The sequence below is a fragment of the Pseudomonas sp. RIT-To-2 genome, from assembly GCF_029623465.1.
GTDB classification, from domain to species: domain Bacteria; phylum Pseudomonadota; class Gammaproteobacteria; order Pseudomonadales; family Pseudomonadaceae; genus Aquipseudomonas; species Aquipseudomonas silvicola.
This window is the reverse complement of the sequence record NZ_JAPYKM010000001.1, coordinates 1-11,893: the sequence shown is the minus strand read 5'-3', so window position 1 is coordinate 11,893 and position 11,893 is coordinate 1. Positions and strand designations below refer to the sequence as shown.

Sequence of the window (11,893 nt, the reverse complement as noted above, 5' to 3'; positions counted from 1 at the left end):
ATCGCGAACATCTTTTAAATTGAACAGCCGTTCAATTTAACCACACAACCGTTCCCCTACCAAATCAGCGCCCGGGTTGCGGCGCTACTTCTGGGTGCCGTCATCGTGCTGCAGGTTGGCCTGGGTCACGTTGCTGCCCGCGGGTACGTTGCGGGTCAGCCAGACGTTGCCGCCGATGGTCGACCCCTTGCCGATGGTGATGCGCCCCAGAATGGTAGCCCCTGCGTAGATCACCACGTCGTCCTCGACGATCGGGTGGCGCGGGTGGCCTTTCTGCAGGTTGCCCGACTCATCCGCGGGAAAGCGCTTGGCGCCCAGGGTCACAGCCTGGTAGATGCGCACGCGCTCGCCGATGATCGCCGTTTCGCCGATCACCACGCCGGTACCATGGTCGATGAAGAAGCTGGGGCCTATCTGCGCGCCCGGGTGAATGTCGATACCCGTGGCCGAATGCGCCAGCTCCGAGCTGATGCGCGCAAGCAACGGCAGGCCGGCGCGGTACAGGTGGTGCGCCAGCCGGTGGTGGATGATCGCCAGAATACCGGGGTAGCACAGCAGCACCTCGTCGACGCTGCGCGCCGCCGGGTCGCCGTGGTAGGCGGCCAGCACATCGGTATCGAGCAAGCTGCGCAACTGTGGCAGCGCCGCGGCAAACCCCTGGATCAGTTGCAGGGCGTGGGCATCCACGTCTTCCTGGCGTTGCTGGTGGCGGGCGGCGTAGCGCAGTTCCAGGCGCGCTTGCACCAGCAGCGCATTGAGCGCGGCATCCAGGGTATGGCCAACGTAGAAGTCCTCGCTCTCCTCGCGCAGGTCCACCGGGCCGAGGCGCATGGGAAACAGCGCACCACACAGGTGTTCGAGAATGCCGCGTACCGCTTCGCGCGAAGGCAGCTGCCGCCCGCCCTGCTCACCACTGCTGCGCCCGTTCGCACTGCGCCACTGCTCGCGCGCGCCGCGCAACTGGCCGACGATGGACTGCAATTGCCAATGGCCGTTGGCCCCTTGGGGTTTGTCGCTCACGTTGGGTTCTCCTGATATGGCCGCCTGATCGGCGCCCACTCTACGGTAGATTGTCGCACCGCAAAAAGAACGGATTCTGCGCGGCGGTGAACATCTGAACATATGCGCAGGGCTGCGTTCCACGCAGCCCACCGTGCCAGGCTTGCCGCAGGCACGGCGCCTGCCTATAGTCCCCTTTCCCACCACTGCCGGAATCCCCATGATCACGCAATCGCTCGCCCGTTTTCCCCGCCTCGAACTGCTCGGCGCCCCTACCGCGCTGGAAAAGCTCGAGCGACTGTCCCAATGGGTAGGCCGCGATATCTACGTCAAGCGTGACGACCTGACCCCCCTGGCCATGGGTGGCAACAAGCTGCGCAAGCTCGAATACCTGGCCGCCGACGCCCTGGCCCAAGGCGCCGACACCCTGATCACCGCTGGCGCCATCCAGTCCAACCACGTGCGACAGACGGCAGCCATCGCGGCCAAACTGGGCCTGGGCTGCGTCGCCTTGCTGGAGAACCCCATCGCCACTGACGACAGCAGCTACCTGGGCAACGGCAACCGCCTGCTGCTGGACCTGTTCGACGCCAAGGTCGAACAGGTGGAGAACCTCGACAATGCCGATGAACAACTGCAAGCCCTGGCCCAGCGCCTGATCGCCAGCGGCCGCAAGCCGTACCTGGTGCCCATCGGGGGCTCCAATGCCCTGGGCGCCCTGGGTTACGTGCGCGCGGGCCTGGAGCTGGCCGAGCAGATCAAGGCCAGCGGGCTGGACTTCGCCGCCGTGGTGCTGGCCTCCGGGAGCGCTGGCACCCACAGCGGCCTGGCCCTTGGGCTCAGCGAGTCGCTGCCCGACCTTCCGGTGATCGGCGTCACCGTGTCGCGCACAGATGAAGCCCAGCGCCCCAAGGTACAAGGCCTGGCCGAGCGCACCGCGCAGTTGCTCAACGTGCCGCTGCCGGACAGTTTCAAGGTGCAGTTGTGGGATGAGTTCTTCGGCCCGCGCTATGGTGAACCCAACGCCGGTACGCTCGCGGCCATCAAGTTGGTGGCCAATCAGGAGGGCCTGCTGCTGGACCCAGTCTATACAGGCAAGGCCATGGCCGGTTTGCTCGATGGCATCGGCCGCCAGCGCCTGGACGACGGCCCAGTGATTTTCCTGCACACGGGCGGTGCCCCGGCGTTGTTCGCTTACCCAAGCGTATGGAACAATTGATATAGCAAAAAGTAATACTTGTGATTTTTTTAGTATTTTCAGCCATAAATAGACGCGGCGATAATCTCGCCGCAGCAATCGCCAGGACGCTTTTGCCTTCCCGCCAAAACAACATATGGGGCATCAAATGACTTTCTCTTCATTGCGTCGCAACCTCCTCATCGCCAGCATGGGCCTGGTCATGGGCTCGGCACTGATCGGCCAGGCCGTGGCCGGCGATGAACTCGATACCATCAAGAAGAACGGCGAGATTCGCGTCGGCCTTGAAGGCACCTACCCACCCTTCAGCTTCGTCGACGAAAGCGGCAAGCTGAGCGGTTTCGAGGTCGAGTTCGCCCAGGCGCTGGCCAAGGAGCTGGGTGTGAAGGCCAAACTGGAGCCGACCAAGTGGGACGGTATCCTCGCGGCCGTCGACTCCAAGCGCCTGGACGTGGCCATCAACCAGGTGACCATCTCCGAAGAGCGCAAGAAGAAGTATGACTTCTCCGAACCCTACACCGTGTCCGGCATCCAGGCCCTGACCCAGAAGAAAGACGCCGGCAAGATTGCTTCTGCCAACGACCTGACCGGCAAGAAAGTCGGCGTGGGCCTGGGCACCAACTACGAGCAGTGGTTGAAGGAAAACGTACCCGGCGCCGTCATCAAGACCTACGACGATGACCCTACCAAGTACCAGGACCTGCGCGTGGGCCGTATCGACGCCATTCTGGTCGACCGCCTGGCCGCCTTCGAGCTGATCAGCAAGACCAACGACACCCTGGCCGTGTCGGGCCCGGCGTTCTCCCGCCAGGAAGCCGGCGTGACCCTGCGCAAGGGTGAGCCGGAACTGCTGGCCGCCATCAACAAGGCCATCGACAAACTGCGCGCCGACGGCACCCTGGCCAAGCTGTCGCAGAAGTACTTCAACGCTGATGTCACCAAATGATTGAAGACAGTCTGAAACTGGCGCTGGATTCAGCGCCTTTTTTGCTCAAGGGCGCGTACTTCACCGTCGCCCTGAGCCTGGGTGGCATGTTCTTCGGTTTGCTGCTGGGCTTCGGCCTGGCGCTGATGCGCTTGTCGCGGTTCATGCTGCTGCGGGGAATTTCCCGGGTGTACGTGTCGTTCTTCCGCGGCACGCCGTTGCTGGTGCAACTGTTCGTGATCTACTACGGCCTGCCGCAGATCGGTGTGGAACTGGACCCGCTGCCGGCCGCCCTGATCGGCTTTTCGCTGAACATGGCTGCTTATGTCTGTGAAATCCTGCGCGCGGCGATCAGCTCGGTAGACCGCGGCCAGTGGGAAGCAGCCGCCAGCATCGGCATGACTCGCGGCCAGACCATGCGCCGGGCAATCCTGCCCCAGGCCGCCCGTACCGCGTTGCCGCCGCTGGGCAACAGTTTCATTTCCCTGGTCAAGGACACCGCGCTCGCGGCCACCATCCAGGTGCCGGAACTGTTCCGCCAGGCTCAGCTGATTACTGCCCGCACCTTCGAAGTGTTCACCATGTACTTGGCCGCTGCCTTGATCTACTGGGTGCTGGCCAGCGCCTTGTCGATCCTGCAGAACCGCCTCGAAGAACGCGTAAACCGCCATGACCAGGAGTCCTGACGCCATGATCGTGGTGGAACAACTGACCAAGCAATTCAACGGCACCACGGTGCTCAAGGGGATCGACCTGCGGGTGGAGGCCGGCGAAGTCGTCGCCATCATCGGCCCAAGCGGCTCGGGCAAGACCACCTTCCTGCGCTGCCTGAACCTGCTGGAAACGCCGGACAGCGGCCGTATCCGCATGGGCGACATCGAGATCGACGGCAGCAAGGTCGCCCAGCAGCAGGGCCTGATCCGCCGCCTGCGCCAGCAGGTTGGCTTCGTGTTCCAGAACTTCAACCTGTTCCCGCACCGCACGGCGCTGGAAAACGTGATTGAGGGCCCTGTGGTGGTCAAGAAGACCCCGCGCGCCCAAGCCGAGGCCCTGGGCCGCAAGCTGCTGGCCAAGGTCGGGCTGGCGGGCAAGGAAGGCGCTTACCCGCGCAAGCTGTCCGGTGGCCAGCAGCAACGGGTGGCCATCGCCCGCGCTCTGGCCATGGAGCCCCAGGTGATTCTGTTCGACGAACCGACCTCGGCGCTGGACCCGGAGCTGGTGGGCGAAGTGCTGGCGACCATCCGCGGCCTGGCCGAGGAGAAGCGCACCATGATCATCGTCACCCACGAAATGGCCTTTGCCCGGGACGTGGCCAACCGGCTGGTGTTCTTCGACAAGGGCGTGATCGTCGAACAGGGTGACGCCAAGGCGTTGTTCGCCAACCCCAGGGAGGAGCGTACCCGGCAGTTCCTCAGCAAGTTCCTGGCGGGCTGATGCAATCGCGCAACAGGACTCCCTGCAGGACCGGGCGCAGCTCGGGAACCGGCGGCCTCGGTGTACCCGAGCCGGTGCGGTGGCCGTTCCCGAGCGTTGCCCATTCCTACAGGCGACTCTCAAGCTCCCCCGGCAGCATCCCGTCGTTGCTGTAGGACGCGTCTGAGTTCGAGCGACGGCAGCGTTCCCACCTTGAACCCTCGCCAGCAACCCCCTATCAAGGACCGCGGCCCATTTGCCGCCATGCCTTGAAGGAGATTTGCCATGCGCCTGTTCAACGGATCTGAACTCTCGCCGCCCACCCTGCCCCAGTGCCCCCACGGCATAGGCGTGCACACCGCCGGGCACCTGAGCGCCACCATCGCCCCCTACCCCGCCATGAACGACGGCGACCTGGTCGAACTGTTCTGCAACGATGCCTTTGTCTGCGCCCGCTCGGCCATGGCCGGGCAGGTACTGCGCCTGCCGCTGCCACCCAGCTTCATCGAGGACGGTGAAGCGCACCTGCATTACCGCGTGCTGCGGGTGGGCCACCGCGCGCAGAAGTCACCCAGCCTGTGCGTGCCCGTGAAACTGCTGTGCCCCGGCGCACCATTGGCGCACGACCCGGTGAACCAGTTCCTCGCCCCCCTGCACCTGCCCGAGCGAGTACTGCACGAAGGCCTGTGCCTGAACCGGATCAAGCGCGGCATGGCATTCACCATCGAACCCTGGCTGAACATGACCGCCGAGGACCGCGTGACCCTGCGCTGGGGCGACTTGCGCCTGGACCTGCCAGCCCTGCTGCCGGGCCAGGTCGGCCTGCCCGTGAATGGTCGAATTCCCAAGGCGCTGATCCGCGAAGCAGGGCTGGATGATTACCAGGAAGCCACCTATTGCGTCCTCGATCGGGTCGGCAACCCGTCTGGCTGGGCCCCCGCCAGGCAGGTACGCGTGCACCGCGACTCAGCTTCTATTGATATTCCCAAACGTTAGTATATTTAAAATTTATACACGATTAGGGTATATGAACCGGACCACCGGACCAACGCATTTTCCGCCGCGACAACGCGGCGCTATTCATGACGTGAGGACGGTATGGTCAGCAACAACGATATCCAGTCGGATCTGGACACCCCTCCACCGCTGCTGCCCGCCCACGTGCTGGGCAGCGACGCCGAGGCCCTGGCGGCCGCCCATGAACTGGCCGCCCTTGCCCGAACCGGCGCCGCCACCCGCGACCGTGAGCGGCAGCTGCCTTGGGCCGAGCTCGAACAATTCAGCCGCAGCGGCCTGGGCAGTATTTCCATTCCCCGCCGCTTCGGTGGGCCACAACTTTCATTCGTCACCATCGCCGACGTGTTCCGCATCATCTCCGCTGCCGACCCGGCGCTGGGGCAAATTCCGCAGAACCAGTTCGGCCTGCTGCACACGCTGGCGGGCGTAGCCACCGAAGCTCAGCAACAGCAGCTGTTCGGTTCGGTGCTGCAAGGGGCACGCATCGGCAACGCGGGCCCGGAAAAAGGCACGCGCAACACCCTGGAAATCAAGGCGCGCATTACCCGCCAGGGCGACGGCTATGTCATCAACGGCCAGAAATTCTATTCCACCGGCGCCCTGTTCGCCCATTGGGTGGCGGTGAAAGCCTTGGACGACGACGGCCGCCAAGTGCTGGCGTTCGTGCCGCGTGGCACCGCTGGGTTGCGCATCGTCGACGATTGGTCTGGTTTCGGCCAGCGCACTACCGCCAGTGGCACGGTGTTGCTGAACAACGTGCCAGTAGCCGCGGAACTGGTTGTGCAAAGCTGGCGCGCCGCTGACACCCCGACCCTGCAGGGCGCCGTGTCGCAATTGATCCAGGCCGCCATCGACGCAGGCATTGCCGAAGGCGCCATCGACGATGCCATCGCCTTCGTCCGCGAGCGCGCGCGCCCCTGGGTCGACGCCAACGTGGAACGTGCCAGCGACGACCTGTACGTGATCGCCGACATCGGCCGCCTCAAGCTCGAACTGCACGCCGCCCAGGCCCTGCTGCGCAAAGCCGGGCAGGTGCTGGACCGGATCAGCACCGGGGTCATCGACGCCGACGCTGCCGCCGTTGCCTCCATTGCCGTGGCCGAGGCCAAGGTGCTGACCACCGAAATCGCCCTGCTGGCCAGCGAGAAGCTGCTGGAACTGGCCGGCAGCCGCGCCACCCTTGCCGAATTCAACCTCGACCGCCATTGGCGTAACGCCCGGGTGCACACCCTGCACGACCCGGTGCGCTGGAAATACCACGCGGTGGGCGCCTACCACCTGAACGGCAGCCGCCCTGCACGCCATTCCTGGATTTGACCAGACCACTGGAGAACGCAATGAACGCATTCACCCCCAACCTGGGGCCGGTGGCCCTTATCCAGTCCGATGCCCAAGCCTTGGACGTGGCCCGCGCGCTGGCTCAAACGCTGCGCCAGGACAGCATTGCGCGCGACCGCGAGCGGCGCCTGCCCCACGACGAACTGGCGCTGTTCAGCCGCTCGGGGCTATGGGGCATCAGCGTGCCGAAAGCCTTTGGCGGCGCTGGGGTGTCCAACGTCACCCTGGCCCAGGTCGTAGCCCTGATTGCTCAGGCCGATGCCTCGCTGGGGCAGATCCCGCAAAATCACTATTACGCCCTGGAAGTGCTGCGGGCCAACGGCAGCCCTGAACAGCAGCAGCGCCTGTACGCCGAGGTGCTGGCCGGGCAGCGTTTCGGCAATGCCCTGGCGGAACTGGGCACCAGGACTGCCCACGACCGCACCACCCGCCTGAGCCGTGACGGCGATGGCTACCGCATCAACGGCCGCAAGTTCTACGCCACCGGCGCCCTGTATGCCCAGCGCATCCCCACCTCGGTGGTGGACGAGCAAGGTGTGCAGCAGTTGGCCTTCGTGCCCCGGGCCAGCGCGGGCCTGGAAGTGATCGACGACTGGAGTGGCTTCGGCCAGCGCACCACGGGCAGCGGTTCAGTGGTGTTCGACAATGTCTACGTGGAGGCCCGCGACGTGGTTCCCTTCCAGACCGCCTTCGAACGCCCGACCCCGGTAGGCCCGCTGGCGCAGATACTCCATGCCGCCATCGACACCGGCATCGCCCGGGCGGCCTACGAGGACGCCTTGCACTTCGTGCGCACCCGCACCCGGCCGTGGATCGACTCCGGCATCGAGAAAGCCGTGGACGATCCGTTGAGCCTGAAGACCATCGGCCACCTGGCCATCCGCCTGCACGCCGCTGAAGCCCTGCTGGAGCGTGCCGGCGAGTACCTGGACCGCGCCCAGGCCCAGAGCACCGCCGACAGCGTGGCGGCCGCCTCCATCGCCGTGGCCGAGGCCCGCGCCATCAACACCGAGATTTCGCTGGCCGCCGGTTCCACCTTGTTCGAGCTGGCCGGCAGCCAGGCCACCCTCGCCGAACATGGCCTGGACCGCCACTGGCGCAATGCCCGGGTGCACACCCTGCACGACCCGGTGCGCTGGAAGTACCACGCCATCGGCAACTATTACCTCAACGACGAGAAGCCGCCGCTGCGGGGGACCATCTGATGACCGCGAAGAAAATCCTGCTCAATGCCTTCAACATGAACTGCGTCGGGCACATCAACCACGGCCTCTGGACCCACCCGCGGGACACCTCCACCCAGTACAAGACCCTCGAGTACTGGACCGAGCTGGCCCAGACCCTGGAACGAGGCCTGTTCGACGGCCTGTTCATCGCCGATATCGTCGGTGTGTACGACGTCTACCAGAACAGCATCGACGTGCCGTTGCGCGAGTCCATTCAGTTGCCGGTCAACGACCCGCTGCTGCTGGTCTCGGCCATGGCCGCGGTGACAAGGAACCTGGGGTTCGGCCTGACCGCCAACCTCACCTATGAACCGCCCTATCTGTTTGCCCGACGCATGTCGACCCTGGACCACCTGAGCCGCGGCCGGGTGGGCTGGAATATCGTTACCGGCTACCTGGACAGCGCCGCCAAGGCCATGGGCCTGAGCGAGCAGGTGGAGCACGACCGCCGCTACGACCAGGCCGACGAGTACCTGCAAGTGCTGTACAAGCTGTGGGAAGGCAGTTGGGCCGACGATGCGGTGGCCAACGACCCGGCTCGGCGGGTGTACGCAGAGCCGGGCAAGGTGCACAAGGTTCGCCACCAGGGCGAGTTCTACCAGGTGGAGGGGTACCACCTGTGCGAGCCTTCGCCACAGCGCACACCCGTGCTGTTCCAGGCCGGTGCGTCGGACCGCGGCCTGCTGTTCGCCGGGCGCCATGCCGAGTGCGTGTTCATCAGTGGCCAGAACAAGGCCAGCACTCGCGCCCAAGTCGACAAGGTACGCGCCAGTGCTGTGGCCGCCGGGCGCCAGGCCGACGACGTGAAGGTGTTCATGGGCCTGACGGTGATCGTCGCGGCCACCGAAGAAGCGGCTCGCGCCAAGCATGCCGAGTACCTCGAATACGCCAGTGCCGAAGCTGGTGTCGCGCATTTCGCCAGTTCCACAGCCATCGACTTCGCCCAATACGAGCTGGACGAGCCCATTCAGTACGTGAAGAGCAACGCCATTCAGTCAGCCACCAAGCACTTGCAGAACAACGACTGGACCCGCCGCAAGCTGCTCGACCAGCACGCTCTGGGCGGGCGCTACATCACTCTGGTGGGCTCGCCGCAACAGGTGGCGGACGAACTGATCGCCTGGCTCGACGAGACCGGCCTGGACGGCTTCAACCTGGCGCGCACCGTGACCCCGGAAAGCTATGTGGACTTCATCGACCTGGTGGTGCCGGAGCTGCAACGCCGTGGGCGCTACAAGACCGAGTACGCCGAAGGGCCACTGCGCCAGAAGCTGTTCGAGCAAGGCGCACGGCTACCCCAGCGCCACATCGCCAACGAATTCAGACACCTGACCGCCTGATCCGGGCGCAGGAACGCAACGCCGCGGTATGCCGGGTATCGCGCACTGCCTGGCCCCACACGCAACCAGGCCAAACCGTATCGCATTGGAACGAACAGCATGAAAAAGATCGCCACCTTACTGCTCACCCTGGGCTTGGCCACCGGCCTGGCCCAGGCCGCCGACGCGCCGCTGAAAGTCGGCACCACCGCCGCCTTCGCCATTCCCCTGGAAGCCGCGGTGTCCGAAGCAGACAAACAGGGCCTGAAAGTCCAGTTGGTGGAGTTCACCGACTGGATCGCCCCCAACGTCAGCCTCGCCGCCGGCGACATCGACGTGAACTACTTCCAGCACATTCCCTTCCTGGAAAACGCCAAGGCGGCCGCCGGTTTCGACCTGGTGCCCTACGCCCCGGGCATCATCAACAACGTGGGCCTCTACTCGAAAAAGTACAAAAGCTTCGCCGAGCTGCCTGACGGTGCCACCGTGGCCATCGCCAACGACCCCATCAACAGCGGCCGTGGCCTGCAATTGCTGGCCAAGGCCGGGCTGATCACCCTCAAGCCAGGGGTAGGCTACAAGGCCACCGAAGACGATATCACCGCCAACCCCAAGCACCTGAAACTGCTGCAGGTGGAAGCCGTGCAACTGGTGCGTGCCTACGATGACGCCGACCTGGTGCAGGGCTACCCCGCCTACATCCGCCTGGCCAAGACCTTCGACGCCGAGTCGGCGTTGCTGTTCGACGGCGTCGACCACCCCGAATACGTCATCCAGTTCGTGATTCAGCCCAAGAGCAAGAATGACCCGCGCCTGGCCAGGTTCATTGATATCTACCAGCACTCGCCCGTGGTGCGTGCGGCCCTGGACAAGACCTACGGCAAGCTCTACCAGACCGGCTGGGGGAGTTGACCATGAGCCAAGCCCAGCGCCTGCCTGACAGTACGCCCAAGCGCCCGGCCAGCGCCGAGCGCACCGAGCTTCACCCGGAACTGGCCAACGCCCACGTGCGCTTCATTGGCGTGGGCAAGACCTACCAGGGCCAGGAGGGGCCCGTGCAGGCCCTGCACGGCATTGACCTGAGCGTCCAGCGGGGCGAGATTTTCGGCATCATCGGCCGCAGCGGTGCTGGCAAGTCTTCGCTGATCCGCACCATCAACCGCCTGGAGCAACCCAGCAGCGGCCGAGTGCTGATCGACCAGGTGGACATCGGCGAATTCGACGAAGACCGCCTGGTGCAACTGCGCCGACGCATCGGCATGATCTTCCAGCATTTCAACCTGATGTCAGCCAAGACCGTGTGGCAGAACGTCGAACTGCCGTTGAGGGTAGCCGGCGTGGAACAGGGCGCACGGCACCGCAAGGTCACCGAATTGCTCGACCTGGTGGGCCTGGCCGACAAGCACCATGTCTACCCGGCGCAGTTGTCCGGCGGGCAGAAACAGCGGGTGGGCATTGCCCGGGCACTGGTGCACGACCCGCAGATTCTGCTGTGCGACGAGGCGACTTCCGCACTGGACCCGGAAACCACCGAGTCGATCCTGGCGCTGTTGCGCGACATCAACCGGCGCCTGGGCCTGACCGTCATTCTCATCACCCATGAAATGGCGGTGATCCGCGATATCTGTGACCGCGTGGTTGTGCTGGAGCAAGGCCAGGTGGTCGAACAGGGCCCGGTGTGGCAGGTGTTCGGCGACCCACGACATGAGGTCAGCAAGACCCTGCTGGCCCCGCTGCAGCACGGGGTGCCGGCCGAGCTGCAAGCGCGCCTGCACCCACAGCAAGCATCCCCTACGGAGGCGCTGGTACTGAGCTTGCGCTTGAACGGTACCGATGGCGAAGAACCTGACCTGTCCGCCCTGTTCCACAGCCTGGGTGGCCGGGTAAGCCTGCTGCAGGGTGGCGTGGAGCGCATTCAGGGCAGGGCCTTGGGGCAACTGGTGATTGCCGTGGCGCACTCGCCCCTGGGGCGTGAACAATTGGTGGAACGCGCGGCCTTGTGGGCCGACCGTGTGGAGGTGCTGGGCTATGTGGGCTGAACGACTCTTGCAAGGCACCCTGGACACCCTGCTGATGGTGGGCGTGTCATCGTTGATCGCGCTGCTGCTGGGCATTCCCCTGGCGGTTGTCCTGGTGACCAGCGGCAAGGGCGGCATCTACCAGGCACCCACGCTGAACCGGCTGCTGGGCGGCTTCGTCAACCTGTTCCGCTCGGTTCCGTTTCTGATTCTGATGGTGGCGCTGATTCCCTTCACCCGCCTGATCGTCGGTACCACCTATGGGGTGTGGGCTGCCGTGGTGCCCCTGACCATCGCGGCCACGCCATTCTTCGCACGCATCGCCGAGGTCAGCCTGCGCGAGGTCGACCACGGCCTGATCGAAGCGGCCCAGGCCATGGGCTGCCGACGCTGGCACATCATCTGGCACGTGCTGCTGCCGGAAGCGCGGCCAGGCATCG

Annotated in this window: 12 protein-coding genes; 11 read left to right on the top strand and 1 reads right to left on the bottom strand. The window is 65.0% G+C overall.

Translation table 11 applies throughout. The features are described from left to right. Positions 1 to 84: 84 nt before the first annotated feature. The gene (gene epsC, locus QBK88_RS00060) at positions 85 to 1,020 is read right to left on the bottom strand and encodes a serine O-acetyltransferase EpsC (protein ID WP_268147175.1); all 936 of its coding nucleotides are present in this window, start codon (positions 1,018 to 1,020) and stop codon (positions 85 to 87) included. A gap of 199 nt (positions 1,021 to 1,219) precedes the next feature. Here epsC and QBK88_RS00055 point away from each other — a divergent pair, with 199 nt between their 5' ends. The 11 genes from QBK88_RS00055 to QBK88_RS00005 form a co-directional block, all read left to right on the top strand. Further along, a complete protein-coding gene (locus QBK88_RS00055; protein WP_277960418.1) occupies positions 1,220 to 2,218 on the top strand; it encodes a D-cysteine desulfhydrase in 999 nt (332 codons plus the stop codon). A gap of 127 nt (positions 2,219 to 2,345) precedes the next feature. Continuing rightward, a complete protein-coding gene (tcyJ, locus tag QBK88_RS00050) occupies positions 2,346 to 3,143 on the top strand; it encodes a cystine ABC transporter substrate-binding protein (protein ID WP_277960417.1) in 798 nt (265 codons plus the stop codon). Next, a complete protein-coding gene (gene tcyL, locus QBK88_RS00045; protein WP_445764870.1) occupies positions 3,140 to 3,808 on the top strand; it encodes a cystine ABC transporter permease in 669 nt (222 codons plus the stop codon). The genes tcyJ and tcyL overlap by 4 nt, the downstream gene beginning before the upstream one ends. Before the next feature lie 4 nt (positions 3,809 to 3,812). Next, positions 3,813 to 4,556, top strand: coding sequence for an L-cystine ABC transporter ATP-binding protein TcyN (tcyN, locus tag QBK88_RS00040; RefSeq protein ID WP_277960679.1), 744 nt, complete (start codon positions 3,813 to 3,815; stop codon positions 4,554 to 4,556). 264 nt (positions 4,557 to 4,820) lie between these two features. Further along, entirely contained in the window at positions 4,821 to 5,531 is a 711-nt protein-coding gene (locus QBK88_RS00035) for a hypothetical protein (protein ID WP_277960416.1), read from the top strand. A 102-nt stretch (positions 5,532 to 5,633) separates the two neighbouring features. Next, positions 5,634 to 6,869: an SfnB family sulfur acquisition oxidoreductase gene (locus QBK88_RS00030; RefSeq protein WP_277960415.1), complete on the top strand. Its 1,236-nt coding sequence runs from the start codon at positions 5,634 to 5,636 to the stop codon at positions 6,867 to 6,869. 20 nt (positions 6,870 to 6,889) lie between these two features. After that, positions 6,890 to 8,095: an SfnB family sulfur acquisition oxidoreductase gene (locus QBK88_RS00025; RefSeq protein WP_277960414.1), complete on the top strand. Its 1,206-nt coding sequence runs from the start codon at positions 6,890 to 6,892 to the stop codon at positions 8,093 to 8,095. After that, the gene (locus QBK88_RS00020) at positions 8,095 to 9,456 is read left to right on the top strand and encodes an LLM class flavin-dependent oxidoreductase (protein ID WP_277960413.1); all 1,362 of its coding nucleotides are present in this window, start codon (positions 8,095 to 8,097) and stop codon (positions 9,454 to 9,456) included. Before QBK88_RS00025 ends, QBK88_RS00020 begins: the two co-directional genes overlap by 1 nt. A gap of 99 nt (positions 9,457 to 9,555) precedes the next feature. Further along, the gene (locus QBK88_RS00015) at positions 9,556 to 10,347 is read left to right on the top strand and encodes a MetQ/NlpA family ABC transporter substrate-binding protein (protein WP_277960412.1); all 792 of its coding nucleotides are present in this window, start codon (positions 9,556 to 9,558) and stop codon (positions 10,345 to 10,347) included. Between the two features lie 2 nt (positions 10,348 to 10,349). Next, positions 10,350 to 11,474 (top strand): ATP-binding cassette domain-containing protein, encoded by a 1,125-nt coding sequence (locus QBK88_RS00010; protein ID WP_277960411.1) that lies wholly within the window; start codon positions 10,350 to 10,352, stop codon positions 11,472 to 11,474. After that, on the top strand, positions 11,464 to 11,893 hold a 430-nt coding region (locus QBK88_RS00005), incomplete at its 3' end, for a methionine ABC transporter permease (protein ID WP_277960410.1). The genes QBK88_RS00010 and QBK88_RS00005, both read left to right, overlap by 11 nt.